At 55.8% G+C, this 16,288-nt stretch carries 13 protein-coding genes; 8 read left to right on the plus strand and 5 right to left on the minus strand.

What is annotated here, in order from left to right; genetic code table 11:
- Positions 1–102 precede the first annotated feature (102 nt).
- The 4 genes from J2Z70_RS01255 to J2Z70_RS01270 all read left to right on the plus strand — a co-directional run bounded on the left by J2Z70_RS01255 (position 103) and on the right by J2Z70_RS01270 (position 5,054).
- The gene (locus tag J2Z70_RS01255; protein WP_209868589.1) at positions 103–2,247 is read left to right on the plus strand and encodes a bifunctional diguanylate cyclase/phosphodiesterase; all 2,145 of its coding nucleotides are present in this window, start codon (positions 103–105) and stop codon (positions 2,245–2,247) included.
- An 83-nt stretch (positions 2,248–2,330) separates the two neighbouring features.
- Positions 2,331–2,642, plus strand: coding sequence for a hypothetical protein (locus J2Z70_RS01260; RefSeq protein ID WP_209868591.1), 312 nt, complete (start codon positions 2,331–2,333; stop codon positions 2,640–2,642).
- Between the two features lie 240 nt (positions 2,643–2,882).
- On the plus strand, positions 2,883–3,359 hold the full coding sequence (locus tag J2Z70_RS01265) for a DsrE/DsrF/DrsH-like family protein (RefSeq protein ID WP_209868592.1): 477 nt from the start codon (positions 2,883–2,885) through the stop codon (positions 3,357–3,359).
- A gap of 180 nt (positions 3,360–3,539) precedes the next feature.
- A complete protein-coding gene (locus tag J2Z70_RS01270; RefSeq protein WP_209868594.1) occupies positions 3,540–5,054 on the plus strand; it encodes an aminotransferase class V-fold PLP-dependent enzyme in 1,515 nt (504 codons plus the stop codon).
- On the opposite strand, the gene J2Z70_RS01275 is transcribed toward J2Z70_RS01270, so the two are convergent.
- Positions 5,040–5,678, minus strand: coding sequence for a TVP38/TMEM64 family protein (locus J2Z70_RS01275; RefSeq protein WP_036728222.1), 639 nt, complete (start codon positions 5,676–5,678; stop codon positions 5,040–5,042). The genes J2Z70_RS01270 and J2Z70_RS01275 overlap by 15 nt on opposite strands.
- Positions 5,679–5,859: 181 nt before the next feature.
- On the opposite strand from J2Z70_RS01275, the gene J2Z70_RS01280 reads away from it, so the two are divergent.
- The 4 genes from J2Z70_RS01280 (at position 5,860) to J2Z70_RS01295 (ending at position 11,633) form a co-directional block, all read left to right on the plus strand.
- Positions 5,860–8,979 (plus strand): ATP-binding protein, encoded by a 3,120-nt coding sequence (locus J2Z70_RS01280; RefSeq protein WP_209868596.1) that lies wholly within the window; start codon positions 5,860–5,862, stop codon positions 8,977–8,979.
- Between the two features lie 2 nt (positions 8,980–8,981).
- Positions 8,982–10,109, plus strand: a complete 1,128-nt coding sequence (locus tag J2Z70_RS01285) for a response regulator (protein ID WP_209868598.1) — start codon at positions 8,982–8,984, stop codon at positions 10,107–10,109.
- A gap of 464 nt (positions 10,110–10,573) precedes the next feature.
- On the plus strand, positions 10,574–11,248 hold the full coding sequence (locus J2Z70_RS01290; RefSeq protein ID WP_209868600.1) for a cohesin domain-containing protein: 675 nt from the start codon (positions 10,574–10,576) through the stop codon (positions 11,246–11,248).
- Between the two features lie 73 nt (positions 11,249–11,321).
- The gene (locus J2Z70_RS01295; protein ID WP_245367896.1) at positions 11,322–11,633 is read left to right on the plus strand and encodes a GNAT family N-acetyltransferase; all 312 of its coding nucleotides are present in this window, start codon (positions 11,322–11,324) and stop codon (positions 11,631–11,633) included.
- Between the two features lie 7 nt (positions 11,634–11,640).
- Here J2Z70_RS01295 and J2Z70_RS01300 read toward each other — a convergent pair whose 3' ends face one another.
- The 4 genes from J2Z70_RS01300 to J2Z70_RS01315 are packed head-to-tail and all read right to left on the minus strand — an operon-like array spanning position 11,641 to position 16,020.
- Positions 11,641–11,877, minus strand: coding sequence for a hypothetical protein (locus J2Z70_RS01300; RefSeq protein ID WP_209868602.1), 237 nt, complete (start codon positions 11,875–11,877; stop codon positions 11,641–11,643).
- Between the two features lies 1 nt (position 11,878).
- Positions 11,879–13,306 carry a dihydropyrimidinase gene (hydA, locus tag J2Z70_RS01305; RefSeq protein ID WP_209868604.1) on the minus strand — a complete coding sequence of 476 codons (1,428 nt, stop codon included), beginning with the start codon at positions 13,304–13,306 and terminating at the stop codon, positions 11,879–11,881.
- A 1-nt stretch (position 13,307) separates the two neighbouring features.
- Entirely contained in the window at positions 13,308–14,597 is a 1,290-nt protein-coding gene (gene preA, locus J2Z70_RS01310; RefSeq protein WP_209868606.1) for an NAD-dependent dihydropyrimidine dehydrogenase subunit PreA, read from the minus strand.
- Positions 14,598–14,628: 31 nt separating this feature from the next.
- Positions 14,629–16,020 (minus strand): NAD(P)-dependent oxidoreductase, encoded by a 1,392-nt coding sequence (locus tag J2Z70_RS01315; RefSeq protein ID WP_209868608.1) that lies wholly within the window; start codon positions 16,018–16,020, stop codon positions 14,629–14,631.
- Positions 16,021–16,288 lie beyond the last annotated feature (268 nt).

Consider the following 16,288-nt stretch of genomic DNA (forward strand, 5'->3'; position numbering starts at 1 on the left):
AGACCCAAACGACATTTATCGACATTTCCCTGCGGTCTAGGAACCGCTTATTATACACTTTGACATCTGCGGCTTTTATTTTTCCGGTATCGGGGGCAATCCATGGCTTTCCTTAGTAAAAAGCCTTTAAGCATCATCATCGGCTTCATCATCATCCTGCAGCTCTGCCTGTTCTATTATTATTCCGTATCCCTGGCCCGGGAATATAGAGCCGAGAAGGCGGATCTGGCCTCACAGGCGGTCATGCTGGCCTCGAACATCGAAGAGCGGGTGGCCATTGTGAAAGGGGTCAGCTCCTTTATCCAAACCGTCGGCTTCGATGCCGATCCTGCACTAATCCAGAGCTACCTGGTCACCGCACACGCCAAGAACACCAGCAATGTCACGAATATCATGATCGCTCCGGATGGTCTGATCCGCTACCTCTACCCGCTTGAAGGTAATTCGACACTGCTCGGCAGAAGCCTGCTGCTGGATTCCTCCCTGGCCTCTCCCGGCATGATCCAAGAAACGCTCCGCTCCCGCAGCATTACAATAGACGGTCCGCGCACACTTGCCCAGGGCGGCTATGGCATGGTGATCCGGCAGGCCATCTATAAGGATAACTCTCTGGAGGGCATCGTCTCCGTCACCGTAAAGATGGATAATATCGTTAACCAGCTTGTGTATAAGGACAGCAAAATATCTGTCACCACCAAGGATCATACCTTCCTGTTCGGCAATGAAGCCCATTCGAAGGACCCGCAGCTTACGGTTCCCGTGAACACCTATAATCAGCACTGGCTGATGGGTACTTCCATGCCCCCGCATAAGAAATGGCAGGTGCTGCTCAGCGTACTGTGGATCGATATTGCTTTTCTGCTGGTGATTGCCTTTATTCTATATATTTTCTGGTATCAGAGCCGCTTCAACCGTGAGCTGGAACGGGTGGTCAGCATCCGGACCCGGGACCTGCGTATTTCCAAGCGTCTCTATGAAAAGCTTGCGCACTACGACAGTCTGACGGAGATCCCCAACCGGCGGTTCTTCATGGACGAATTTGAGCGTCTGCTGCAGAGCTCGGAGCCCACACAGACCTATAGCTTATTCTTTTTCGACCTGAACCGGTTCAAGGAGATCAACGATACGCTCGGCCACTCTACGGGGGATCAGGTGATTAAGACCCTGGCCGGACGGCTCAAATCCGGGAGCCTGCCCTTCAAGCTGTTCGCCCGTACCGGCGGAGATGAATTCGTGATGATCTTCGCGGGTCTGCCGCACACGGATATTCCTGTGATCGCCGGGCGGATCAGCACGCTGATCTCACAGACCCTCCTGATCTCGGGAGCGCATCTGAGTCTGTCCACCAGCATTGGCATCTCCCTGTACCCCGAGCATTCGCAGAATACGGACGATCTGCTGAAATTCGCCGATATGTCGATGTATCAGGCCAAGTCGCAGGAGGACACCAATTACTTCATCTTCGACTGGGAGCTGCGCGAGAAGCTGGAGCAGAAGACGATGATCGCCAAATATCTGCACTCCGCCCTGGAACGGGAAGAATTCGTGCTTTATTATCAACCCCAGATCAACGCCATCACAGGCGAAATGATCGGCATAGAGGCGCTGATCCGCTGGAATCACCCCGAGAAGGGGCTGATTGGACCAGGGACGTTCATCACTGCCGTTGAAGAAGCCGGACTGATGATCCAGCTCACCGATTGGGTGCTGCGCGAGGTGTGCCGCCAGCTCTGCGAGTGGCGCAGCCTGGGGATGCCGCTGCTGCGGACCTCGATCAATATCTCCAACAGCTGGTTCTACAACCGTAACCTGATTGAGAATCTGTTCGCCGTGCTTGACGAGTACGGGCTGGATACCGGTGTGCTCGAATTCGAGATCACCGAGAGCACCGCACTACTAGAGGAGCATTATCCGCTGCTGCAGCAGATGCGTGATCACGGGATCATCGTCTCCATCGATGATTTCGGTACGAAATATTCGTCGCTGAATTACCTGAAGCATTTTCCCGTGAACAAAATCAAGATTGACCGCACCTTCATCACCGGCATCGGCGTCAGCTCCATAGATGAGACCATCATCAAATCCATCGTCTTCGTCGCCTCCCAGCTTGGCTATGACCTGATTGCCGAAGGGGTCGAGACGCAGGAGCAGCTGGCCTTCCTGGTGCAGCATAATTGCCCGCATATTCAGGGATTCCTGTTCTTCCCTCCGCTTCCTGCCGATGAGATCCGCAAGCTGTTCTCCTGAAGCTGTCCGGATGCTTTGCATGCGGGTATGGGGATCGTTATAATTAGCTTCATCCGATGTTAACCCGAAAGGATTCTGAGAACATGAATAGATTGACTACCGGCGAAATGGCCGGAACCGCCCTGTTTGCGCTGATCCTGGCCCTCCTGGCGTACCGGATTATCCGCGGCATGCCGAAGATGGCCGGAGACATTACCGCCTTCCGCAAACGGACCCTCGTCTGGACCCAGGTCGCCCTGGTGCTTACCGTCCTTCAGCTCAACTTCAAGGCCGGAGACTGGCGCTTCGGCATTATCCTCGGCCTGATCGTCCTGTTCACCGGCAGCATCTGGCTGTCCGCCCGCCGCTATGACAATGCCCGCCGGGCTGAGGCCGAGCAAGAAGAGGAGCAGTGAGGGACACGGTAACCCGGCCACCATTCGCCCCTCTCTCTATCCGGATTACGCAGATTATGTGAGCACAATGTATGCTGTTTTTCGCATACATTCGGCCATACGCGCTGTACCAGCTTATATTTACGTTTCAGGCTCCCGCCAGGGAGCCTTTTCTGTGTCTTCCGGCCGGGCAGCAGGCATACTTTCCCTCTCCCTAACCATACTAATGACATTCTATGGATACCGATGGAGGGCTGATGAATGGGCAAAAAACTGAATCTGCTGATGTTCAGCGGGGAGTATGACAAGGCGATGGCCGGGCTGATTTTGGCGAATGCGGCCAGGGATATTGAGGTGGAGGTTACGATGTTCTTCTCGTTCTGGGGGCTGTTTCTCGTCCGGGACCCGGAGACTATGACGCTAGAGGATAAGAGTATCTATGAGAAGCTGATGGATGTCATTACTCCCAAGGGACCGGAGGAGCTTCCGCTCTCGCGGATGAACTTCAGCGGGCTCGGCAAGCTGATGCTGGAGGAGATGATGGAGGATCAAGGAGCACCGAAGCTTATACATTTCCTGAAGGGCGCGCGCAAAAAGAACATCAAGTTCTACGCCTGTAAGCTCTCGGTGGAGATCATGGGCTTCAAGCCGGAGGAGCTGCTGCCCGAGGTGGAGATTATCGATGCCGCCGCGTATCTGAAGGATGCGCTGGAGAGCGATATCCAGCTCTTCATCTGATGGCTATGGGCTTTAACCTAATTACGCCACCGGGCATATACTGAGGCAGACGAAGACGGATTGGTTACCCCTGCGGGCATGCAGAGGCTGCGACTCATACGATATTTGCCTTGCGCAGCACCAGCGCCTGCCGGAATCCGTCTCAAATGATAGAGCATTCATTGCCTGGAGGGATTGTCCGTGCTGAGTATCCACCGCGCCGCTGCGGCAGACGCGCCGTCTTCACTGCAAGAGCATTTCGCGGCATTCCGTGAGCACACTGTCGGCAGCCGCCATTTGATCTCCACCCCCTACGGACGGCAGCCGCTGCTGTACGCCGACTGGACGGCCAGCGGCCGACTGTATGAGCCGATTGAGCGCAAAATACAAGAGACCTTCGGCCCCTATGTCAGCAATCCGCACACCGACTCCAACACCACCGGCCTGACCATGACCCTGGCTTATCATGAAGCACGGAGCATCATCCGGCAGCATGTGAACGCCGCCCCCGCAGATGCCCTGCTCTTCTGCGGCAACGGCACCACCGGCGCGGTGAACAAGCTGCTGCGGATTATGGGCCTGAAGCTGCCGGAATGGCTGAAGCAGGAAACCCTCTGCGCACCGGAGGAGCGCCCTGTTATCTTCATCAGTCATATGGAGCATCATTCCAATCTGCTGCCCTGGCAGGAAAGCTTCGGCGATGTGGTTACCGTTCCATCCGGGCCAGGAGGAGAGGTGGATCTGCAGCAGCTCGGGGAGCTGCTGACGATCTACCGGAACCGCCGCTTTAAGATCGGCTCCTTCACTGCCTGCTCCAATGTCACCGGCATGGAGACCCCGTATCATCAGCTCGCTGCGCTCATGCACCGGCATGGAGGGGTATGCTTCGTGGATTTTGCAGCCAGCGCCCCATATCAGGAGATCAATATGCATCCGGCAGCCCCGCAGGAGAAGCTGGACGCCATCTTCTTCTCGCCGCATAAATTCCTCGGCGGCCCGGGAACCGGTGGCGTGCTGCTGTTCGACACCGCGCTCTGCACCGGCCGGCTGCCGGATGAGCCCGGCGGCGGCACCGTGGTATGGGTGAACCGCTGGGGCGGACGCCGCTACATCGATGATGTTGAGGTCCGCGAAGACGGGGGCACCCCCGGCTTCCTGCAGGCGATCCGCACCGCCCTCTGCGTGAAGCTGAAAGAGCAGATGAACGGAACTGGACAATATATGATCGTCCGTGAACAAGAGCTATGCCTTAAGCTGCTCTCAGGGCTGGCGCAGATTCCCGGCTGCTCCGTGCTGGAGGGCGTACACCGTAAGCGGCATGGCATTGTCTCCTTCACGCTGAAGGAGATTCATTACAATCTCGCGGTACGGCTGCTGAATGACCGCTTCGGCATTCAGGCGCGTGGCGGCTGCTCCTGCGCCGGTCCGTACGGCCATCAGCTGCTCGGGCTGAACCCGGCGCAATCCCAGGCATTTATCCAGGCGATCCACGCCGGGGACCAGTCGCTGAAGCCGGGCTGGATCCGCCTGTCCCTGCACCCGATCATGACGGACCGGGAGGTGGAGCATATGGTCTTCGCCGTACAGTCTATCGTCAGCAATATTGGGGAATGGAGCAAGGATTACCGCTACAATGCTGTCACCAATAGCTGGCTTCATACCGGGGAGAGAGGCGTTACAGAGGACGGGGAGATTCGTGAATTATTTGTGCTGTAGCGGCGCTTGGCCGCGCAGCTCCCGCTCCCGCGCCAGCCGGGCGAACCTGGCTTCAATCGCTTTAACCCCCCACAGAGAAGCTCCGATAAACAGCAGCACATAGATGATTTCCGCCGGATGACGGATGAACCGCTGCACATCATTGCCGATGTAGGATACCGCAAATACCATAATAGCTTTGCCAGCACACAGCGCAATCAGGTATGAACGCAGCCGCATTCCGGCCAGACCCGCCGCCATATTAATCACCACGAACGGCCCCACCGGGAACAGGCTAAGCAGGAACACATAGCTGAACCCGCTCTGGCGGACCCAGGTCATCGCTTTGGCTACCTTGGGCCGCTTGGCCCATTTGGTGAGGTAGGGATGTCCGGCAATCTTGCGGATAATCAGGAAGGTGACCGTGCAGCCTGCGACCAGACCGATCCAGGAATACAGGAACCCCAGCCATAACCCGTACACCGCCCCGTTAAGCCCTACAATCGCTATAGTCGGCAGCGGAGGTACGAACGATTTCATGAAGGTAAGCCCCACACCCGGCAGCGGCCCGAACGAGCGGTATTGCTCCAGCAGCTGCAACAGGCGCTCCTCGGTCAGCCATGACATGATATCTATATAGAACATTTCTTCAGCGCTCCTCAAGTACTCTAGTGAGCTTCAATTATACAATACTTTCTGCTTCTCTGATGCCAATCGGACGCGGCTTTACTGTCTAATTTATGGACGATACCGTATCAGCGGGAAATAGAAGGATATGTAATCAACAGGCTGGACAAGCGCAAGCTGCCGGAGATATGATGAAATTATGAGAACATTTGATTATAGTCTGCTGGCCAAAAGAGTGCTCGCCCTGTTATGCATCGGCCTGCTCGCCGCAGTGGCGCTGATCCCCCTGCTCGGCTCCTCGTCTGCCTGCTACAGCCCAAGGTCAGGATGGGCCGATTTATCCTCCTGCACCTTCGATAATTCTGCCGTCTACCCGCTTGAAGGGAAATGGGAATTCTATTGGCAGGATCTGCTGGAACCGCTGGATACCTTATCCGGAACAGCAGAGGCACCGGCCTATATGTCCGTGCCCGGCGCTTGGGGCCGGGCATCGGAGGCTACCGGCTTCTCCCGCTACGGATATGCAACCTACCGTCTGCTGGTTCAGCTGCCGCCGGAGGTTCCCGCCTTCGCCCTCAAGGTGAGCAATATCCGCAATGCCAGCGAGGTATATGTAAATGGCGAGCGGCTGGGCGGAAGCGGAACGCCGGGGGAATCCCGGGAGACCACCAAGCCGCGCAATCATCCGTATTCCCTGATTTTTCACAGCAAGGATAACCTGGCGGAGATTCTGATACATACATCCAATTTCACTTATTCAAACGGAGGCATTGCGGAGCCTATCCGGATCGGCACTCCTGCTGCTATAGCTGCCATCGACCAGCGGAACCGGACCTACGATATATTGCTGGTAGCAGGCTTTGCTTTTATCGGCTGCTATTTCATCGGCCAGGGCTTGCAGCGCAAAGAGGACAAGTCTTCGCTCCAGCTGGCCGTCTACTGCTTCGTGATCGCCCTCTACATGCTGACTCACAGTGAGAAGCTGCTCTTCGAGTACCTTCCATCCCTCTCCTATGAAGGATTCAGCAAGCTGCAGGCGGTGTCGGGTGTAGTCGGGTTCTATTGCGTGTCCAGCTATACCCATTCTTTGTTTCCCGCACTGTATTCCCGGCTCTTCAAGCGGATCTGCTTCGTATATGCCTTGTGCTTCTGCACCATTGTACTGTTCACCACACTGCCTGTATATTCGCGGATTACAGGGGTGCTGCTGGCCTTCAGCTTCATCTCTGTCTGCTATACCTTCTATGTCATGGTCAAGGCTGCCTGGCTGAGGGAGACCGGTTCTAACTATCTACTGATCGGTGTGATTGCCGCAGTCATGTTCACCTTATCCTTAGCCAGCAATCTGTTCTTCGGTACCGAACTCTACGCTGTTCCGCCGGTAGCCGGTCCGATCTTCATTCTTGCCGAAGGGCTGTTCCTGTCTGCGCGCCACGCCCATGCCTACGAGACCATTAAGCAGCTGTCCCGGCAGCTGGAGCGCAAGGACAGGGATAAGGATGAGTTCCTGCTGAAGACCTCCGCCGAGCTGCGTACGCCGCTGAATGCCATCATTAACGTGGCTTTATCCATGCATGAGGGAGCCGGAGGACCGCTAAGCCCGTCCCAGCGGGAGGATATGCGGCTGATTCTCGGTACTGGCAGAAGGCTGGCCTTCCTGGTCAGGGATATTCTCGATTATGAGCAGATCAAGCGCCAGCGCATCACCCTGCAATGGGGGACTGTCGATGTCCAGGGGGTAGCAGCCATTGTCATTGAGGTCTTCCAGTTCCTGAACAAGAAGGGCAGCATCCGCATCAAAAATCACATCCCGCCGGGCCGCTTCCTGGTCCAAGCTGATGAACAGCGGCTGATGCAGATCCTCTATAGCCTGCTGGATAATGCACTGAAATTCACGGACCGCGGCAGCGTAGTCATCGAGGCCGCCTGGCAGGAGGAGTTCCTCTCCATTGCCGTCACCGATACCGGAAAGGGCATTCCCGAGGATCAGCTGGAATGTATCTTCCATGACTATGAGCAGCTGAGCGAGGCCGATTCCCTTGAGACCGGAGGCCTCGGGCTGAGCCTTGCGATCAGCCGTAAGCTGGTAGAGCTGCATGGCGGGAGCATCTCCGTCTCTTCCCGGGTTGGCCAGGGCAGCACATTCACCTTCACGCTTCCGGGCAACGAGGCGGAAGCCGCCGCTGCCGCCCAAGCCGGAGAACAGGCGCTCTTAAGACAAGCGTATACCCAGCCGGAAATGCTGGATGACCTCTGGAAATACCGGTCGGCTGACCCGCCGCAGTCCAGCGGACAAGCCATTCCCTATGCGCCGCGTATCCTGATCGTAGATGACGACTATGCCAGCCTGAAGGCTCTGACCAACCTGCTGTCGCTGGAGAATTACAGCATCGCAAGCCGCAGCAGCGGCAAGGAGGCGCTTGCACTGCTGGCTGTGGACCGTAATTTCGATCTCTGTATGATCGATGTTATGATGCCCGAGATGTCCGGCCTTGAGCTATGCAGGATCATCCGCCAGACTTACACCCCGCTGGACCTGCCGATCCTGATGGCTACAGCCGGGCAGCAGCTTCACTTCAACGAGGCGGCCTTCCGCGCCGGAGCCAATGATTTTATCCATAAGCCTTATATCTGGAGCGATCTTAAGGGACGGGTTAACACGCTGGTTCAGCTAAGGCGGTCTGTCTCCGAGCGGCTCAGCTCGGAGATCGCCATGCTGCGTGCGCAGATCAAGCCGCATTTTCTGTACAACGCTATTAATACAATCATCTGGATGAGTACGCGTGACACCGAGAAGACGCAGCTGCTGCTATACGATCTGAGCCATTTCCTGCGTGGCAGCTTCGACTTCAGCAACCAGGAGACCGCCATTCCATTCGAGAAGGAGCTGGAGCTGATCGAAGCCTATCTGTCACTGGAGCAGGCCCGGTTCGGGAAGCGGCTGAATGCCGAGTATCATATTGAGGTTAGTGAATTCCCGCTGCCGCCGCTGATTGTGCAGCCCATTGTAGAGAATGCTGTTCGTCACGGACTGATGGAGAAAATTGACGGAGGAACAGTGATCATCTCCACCCGGCAGGAGGGCGGTGATATCCTGATCACCGTCTCGGACAACGGAAAGGGAATGAGCGATGAACAGCTATCCTCGTGGATGAAGGACGACTACCGATCTTCGCATGGCGAAGGCACCGGAATCGGCCTGCGGAACATTAACCGCCGGCTGCTCACACAGTTCGGGCGTCCGCTGATTCTTTCCCGGGGAGCCAGCGGAGGTATAGATGTACTGATAACAATCCCATGGAAGGAGGAGATCTCCTGAGTATGAGCATCTCTGTAATGGTAATTGATGACGAATGGCCGGCACTGGATCAGATGAAGCGGCTTCTGCTCCAGTGTGAAGGAGTATCCTCTGTCCTGACGTACGATAACCCGCGCGAAGCCCTCGCTGCTGCTTCCGAACTGAAGCCGGATGTTCTATTCCTGGACATCCAGATGCCGGAGCTGTCCGGCCTCACTTTTGCCGAGAAGCTGTTGCCAGTATCTCCGGACACAGACATCGTATTCGTAACCGCCTACCGGAATTATGCTGTCGAAGCCTTCGACTTGTCTGCGATGGATTATCTGCTGAAGCCCGTTGATCCTTCGCGGCTGCTCAAGACCTGGAACAAGCTGCTCAGTAAGCGCCTATCGCCCGGGGCTGCCGGAGCAGCCGGAGCAACTGGAGCAGCCGGGAGGACAACTGCGTTCCGGCTCCTGGGGGATTATGAGCTAACCAGCCCTCAGGGCTTGGTGAAGTGGAGGACACATAAGGCCCAGGAATTATTTGCGTATCTGTGGATTCACAGGCAGGGCAGTGTCAGCGTCATTCTGAATGATGTGTTTCCGCAGTGGAATTACGAGAAAGGCAAGCAATATCTGCACACTACGGTCTACCAGATCCGCACCACCTTGAAGAAAGCCTCGCTGGAGGACAAGATTGAGCTGACCTTCGGCAGGGAGAACTACAGGCTGGAATCGAGGGGGATTGAGGGGGACATTGAGAAATTCCAGGAAGCTGCGGCGCTTGCGCTGCAAAGCAGCCAGCTAGAGGGTATGCAGCAGGCCGCCGCTCTGTACACCGGTGATCTGCTTCAGTCGCTGGACAGCCTCTGGGTGTATTCCGCCCGTGACAAATATCGCCGGCTGTACCTCAAGCTGCTGGAGCAGCTTACCCTGGGATTGGTGCAGGCTGCACGGCCACACGAGGCCGAAGATTACGCCATGCGCCTGACGGAGCTGGAGCCGCTGGAGGAGAGCTACGCCCTGCGGCTGATTGCGATCTATTACGAAACCGCCAAACCCCTGCGCGCCCAGCGCAAATTCACCCAGTTCAGTGAATCCTACATCGCAGAGACCGGCGACGCCTTGCCGGACTGGTTCGTCGACGAATACCGGCGGCTGGGTAAATAGCCGCCGGAGCATTGCCGGCGGATTTATTCTCCACGGGCGTTTGGCTCGGCGTAACGGACCAAGCAGCGCTTATTCGGGAAAAAAGTTAGCCATGACCCGAGGACGGAAGGTGGAATTAGCCTTATTGCACTTTGTACAACTAAAACGCCGGATTTATACCCACTTCCCGGTTTAGTTGTATTTCGTACATTTAAACAGCAGCCTTCTCTGGGTTTTCACCTCATTAGGCAGATTTAGTTGTATAGAATACAGTTAGAAGATATATTCATGCCTTTCCGCTGTTTTTAAATGTACATTCTGCAACTATCCCTTCACCCCAGGAATTATCCCGGCATTTTTTCGATATTTTACGCCATGGTTCGACGTTTATCAGTATTTTATCAGTGACAATTGTTACCATTGTTCATATACAAGATCATTCGTGCATAGGGATGCATCATTATGATGGCAATGGGGGATGTAACATGAATAAAAGGAATAGATTCAAGCGGGCAATCAGAGGGATGAAGGTACTGCCGCTTATGATGTCCATGATTCGTGAGGCTGCAGTGGATACCACCGCTCCTGCGATGTCTGTTGAGGTGACCACTGACAAAGAGGCCTATAATCCGGGGGATGAAGTTACCGTGCTGGTGCATTTAAAAGACTTCGCGCCAAATGACCTTGGCTACAGCTATCTTAACTTCATTATCCAATATGACAGCCAGGTATTTGATAACCTTGAATATACACAGCATTCGGTCTATACGGAAGGAAATTATACGGCTGGCAATGAGGTGGATAACCTGTTCCAGTTCAATTTCCAGAGTCCTGTGGATGGCAGTATCTATCTCGGAAAAAACACAAGTATGCGCGGCATTGATATTCAGGTTGAAGCGGGCAGCGGGCAGCAGGCGATTCCGGCAGTAGATCAGACTCTGGTCACGTTCAAGCTGAGGGTCAAAGAACTTACGCTTGCCTCCTCCTCAACGATCAGCCTGGCCAATGAATTCACCAGAATCCGCACCTCTGAAGCCGCGAATAGCATCTATCTCTACTCGCCCGATGTCACAGCGAACGCCCCGGCAAGGATCGAAATTACCCAATCTCCGTCCGTCTCCGTCTTCTCTGCACTGGAGTCCGTTAACCGTCTGACGTAGCAGTGTACCCTGCAACTGCGGCAGCTCCATCCACATACATATCCCTTACATAATTAGCTGCCGGCTATATTTCTTGTACTATGGTGTATATACATATCCTAATCTCACACTGTGCATCAAACGGATTGTGATTCAGGCCAAGGGCCGCGGCTACGGAACAATGGCGCTGAAGCTGCTGATCCATTGGGCATTCAATCACACGGATACGCACCGGCTGTGGCTCGACGTTAAGGATTACAATGTCAGAGCGCAGCATATCTATGAAGCGGCCGGCTTCAAAAAGGAAGGCACCCTCCGCGAATGTATACGGACGGAGGGTGGATTTGAATCGCTGACAATCATGTCGATCCTTCGTGAGGAATATAAGGGGAATGATTCACTGTAATGCGGGTTCACCGATGAATCTCAGCAGCAGCCTGCCTGCTTCCGCCCACAAGCAGCGTCGTCACATGCTTACGTGCGTCCGCTGTGAGCAGCAGCAGCTCCACCGGCCCGCCGGCCGGCTCCCTGCGGATGAAGGTAACCCTGGCACCGTCCAGATCCTCATAGATTCCGGCAACGTTATAGCCCAGCCCGACAAGATTGTCGATTTCCTGCCGTTCCCGGTCGAACTCTGCAAATGCTGACATCTCAGACCACTCCTCCACTGATTTCTGCCTGGGCCGGATGGGGAGCTTCGGCCTCGAAGCGCTTGCGGTGCAGGTATTTGCCTTGGCCTGCGGCACCGACGAATACTTTGTCCCGGATCACGAACTCTCCCCGGCTCAGCACAGAGACCGGCTCTCCCTTGACTTCCAGCCCCTCGAACGCATTATAGTCCACATTCATATGATGGGTCTCTGCCGACAGTGTCCGTTCCACTGCAGGATCGAAGATCACGATATCAGCATCGCTGCCCACGGCAATCGTACCCTTTTGCGGGAACAGGCCGAACAGCTTGGCGCTTGAGGTGGCGATGATATCCACGAATTTGTTGAGCGTGATCCGGCCCTTCTGCACCCCTTCGCAGTAGAGGACACTGAACCGGTCCTCGATGGTGGGTCCACCGTTCGGGATCTTCGAGAAATCCCCCCGTCCCAGCTCCTTCTGTCCCTTGAAGTTGAATGAGCACTGGTCGGAGCCGATGGTCTGCAGCGTCCCGCTCCAGAGGGCATCCCAGAGCACATCCTGGTTCCACTGTTCGCGCAGCGGAGGAGACCAGACATACTTGGCGCCTTCGAAGTCCGGCTTCGCCAGCGCCGACTGATCCAGCACCAGATACTGCGGGCAGGTCTCGCCGTAGACGCGCAGCCCTTTCTTGCGGGCCTCCGCAATTTTCCAGGCCGCCTCGGCGCAGGTGACATGCACCACATAGAGCTGTGAATCCGTCAGCCCGGTCAAATACGCCGCCCGGCCCGTCGCCTCGCCCTCCAGCTCAGGAGGACGGGTCAGCGCATGATAGAGCGGATCGGTATTTCCTGCGGCCAGCGCCTGGTCCACCAGATACTCGATGACATCCCCATTCTCGGCATGTACCATAACCAGCGCCCCTTCGCGCTTCGCCGCCTGAAGCGTCTTATACAGAACTCCGTCGTCGGCCTGGAAGGTGTTCTTGTAGGCCATGAACACCTTCAGCGAGGTGATGCCCTCCTGCTCGATAATCTGCGGCAGCTCGCTGAGCACCTTGTCATTCAGCTCTGATACCATCAGGTGGAAGCTGTAGTCGATGACCGCTTTATCCTGCGATTTGTGATGCCAGGTATCTACAGCCTGCTGGAGCGGCTGCCCCTTCGTGGTCAGGCAGAAATCGATGACCGTGGTGGTTCCGCCGTAAGCAGCGGCAATCGTGCCGGTCTTGAAGTCATCGGCGGTAACCGTACCGCCGAAGGGCATATCCAGATGGGTGTGGGGATCAATCCCTCCCGGAAAGACATAACAGCCGGAAGCATCAATGATCTCCGCTCCCGGCGCTTCCAGATTCAGGCCGATGCCGCTGATGATTCCATCCTCAATCAGGACATCCCCCGTATACGTATCTGCCGCTGTAACGATAATTCCGTGCTTGATGATCTTCTTCATATTATCCCACCTCCGCTTCCGAATAAGAACCGTTAACCCCGCTGATGATCCGGCTGCGCTGATTCCAGCTCATCGGGGCCGCTCCGCCCTCCAGCGCAATCATATCAATGGCTCCGTCTGCCGGGCAGACAATCGAACACAGATTGCAGCCCACACAATCCTCCTCACGCACTTGCAGAATCGCCTTGCCCTCCGCATTCGTCAGCATATCGATGCATTGATGAGAGGCGTCTTCACAGGCAATATGGCATTTATTGCAGTTGATACAGTTCTCCTCGTTGATCCGCGCAACGACTTGATAGTTAAGGTCAAGATCGCCCCAGTTGGAATACCTAGGCACCGACTTGCCAATCAGCTCGGTTACCGAAGCCAGCCCCTTCTCGTCCAGGTAATGGTTCAGACCGTCGATCATCTCCTCCACAATCCTGAAGCCATGATGCATAACCGCTGTGCAGACCTGAATACCTGTCGAGCCCATCAGCATGAATTCGACGACATCCTGCCAGGTGGAGATGCCGCCGATGCCGGAGATCGGTACGCCGACTTCACGGTCCCGGGCACATTCTGCCACCATGCTAAGGGCAATCGGCTTGACGGCCGGGCCGCAATAACCGCCGTGCGCTCCCTGGCCGCCGACATTCGGAATCGTATTCCAGCTGTGGATGTCCACCCCGGCCAGACTGTTGATGGTATTGATCAGGCTGATCGCATCCGCTCCGCCCTTGACGGCGTGCCGGGCCACCACGGTAATGTCGGTGATGTTCGGCGTCAGCTTCACAATGACCGGGGTGGTTGCCACCTCCTTGACCCAGGCGGTCTGCGCCTGCACCAAATCAGGCTGCTGGCCCGAAGCCGCGCCCATGCCGCGTTCAGCCATGCCGTGCGGACAGCCGAAGTTCAGCTCCAGACCGTCTACCCCGATAGCCTCCACGCGCTTCACAATCTCATGCCACTTCTCCCGCTTCGGCTCCACCATCAGGGAAGCAATGATCGTATGGTCCGGGAATCTCCGCTTCGTCTCATAGATTTCCTTCAGGTTGACCTCCAGTGGACGGTCGGTAATCAGCTCAATATTGTTGAAGCCCGCTACACGCTGGCCGCCAAAATGAACGGCGGCGAACCGGGCCGAGGTATTGATGACTGGCTCTCCGAGCGTCTTCCACACCGCGCCTCCCCAGCCTGCCTCGAACGCACGCTGCACCTGATAGCCTGTATTGGTAGGCGGCGCAGAGGCCAGCCAGAACGGATTCGGTGACTTGATGCCTGCAAAATCAATACTGAGATCTGCCATTGCCATTCCCTCCCCTTCTAAGAAATACGCTTTATACGGCAGAGCCGACTATGCCATCCTGACGGCCTGACCACTGCTTCACAATCGCATAGGCAGCATCCTTGCCCTGCTGCGCGGCAGAGACCACCATGGCCTCCCCCGTCCCTGCGCCGAAGACAATATCGCCGGCAGCATAAATCTGCGGATCAGAGGTACGGCCGGTCGCGGGATCAATCTCCACTACGCCCCGCTTATGCTTAAGCCCCAGCGCCTCAATGAGGTCCATCCGCCGCTTCTGGCCGATAGCCACCACTACAGCATCCACCGGGAGCAGGAATTCCGAGCCTGCCACCGGCACGGGAGAGGGGCGTCCATCCGGCCCGGCCTCACCGCTCAGCTCCATCCGCACACATTCCAGTGCCGCGACATTCCCCAGCTCATCCCCGACAATCCGCTTCGGCAGGGTCAGCCAATTGAATTCCACCCCCTCCTGCTTGGCGAATTCATATTCGAAATCATAAGCCGTCATCTCCCCGCGCGTCCGGCGGTAGATCATCTTCACATTCGCCGCGCCGAGCCGCACCGAGCAGGTAGCCGCATCAATGGCCGTATTGCCCGCACCAATGACAGCCACACGCTGTCCCATCAGCTCTAGGGTAGGAATCCCGGTCTTAGTGGTCTCCACCAGTTCGATCGCATCATAGACACCGGACAGCTTCTCGCCTTCAATCCCCAGCGGAGGGACGTAACCCATCCCGGCCGCCAGCACAATGGCATCATATCCGGCCTTAAGCTCTTCTATGGAAATATCCAAGCCTACCTTCATTCCCGTGCGGATCTCTACGCCCAGCCTCTCCACCTGCTCCACTTCCCAGAGCGAGATATCCTGCGGCAGCCGGAAGGAGACAATCCCGTGGGTATCCAGGCCTCCGGCCAGCGGCTTCGCCTCATAGATCACCACCTGGAAGCCTTCACGCGCCAGCTCTCTGGCCGCTGACAGACCTGCTGGTCCGCCGCCGATCACCGCTACTTTCTTGCCGTTAGACTCACCAGCCTGGAAAAGCTGGAGCCCGCTGCGGATCGCCCAATCCGTAGCGTATCGCTGCAATAGGCCAATCTCAATCGGCGCGGAAGTGCCGTTCAGCACACAGGCCCCCTCGCACAGCTCCTCCGTAGGACATACCCGTGCGCAGCTTGCGCCGACCGGATTAGCGTCCATGATGGTCTGCGCCGCCCCTCTGAGATTGTCGGTTGCGATTCTTTTGATGAAGGAAGGGATATTAATGCTGGTCGGACAGGCCTGGATACACGGCGCATCATAGCAGTACAGACAGCGGTTGGATTCTTCGATAGCTCCCTTGCGGGTAAGCCCCGGCTCTGCCTCGGCAAAATTACGCATGAACAGCTCAGGTGTAAATGTGGTTAACGGTGAAGATTGCTCCATCGGGTACCCCTCCTTCTGGCCAAAGTAGCTTCCACTCTCGGCTTCGATTTATGTTATATAATATAACATTATTACGATGATCGCCTTAATATTTTGCATACTTGTAAGAATTATTGTAGTAAAATAAACTTCAAGCCGATAAAATCGCTAATCGAACTCCAATCTGAGTTAAGTTTCCTGACATATTATATTCAAACTATAGTCAATTCGTTTTTTCGTTACATTAGACAGATTGTCTAATTTCAAAAGTCTATTTTTTACCTGTGAG

Origin of the sequence: Paenibacillus silagei (assembly GCF_017874735.1) — a bacterium.
GTDB lineage: Bacteria > Bacillota > Bacilli > Paenibacillales > Paenibacillaceae > Paenibacillus_AQ > Paenibacillus_AQ silagei.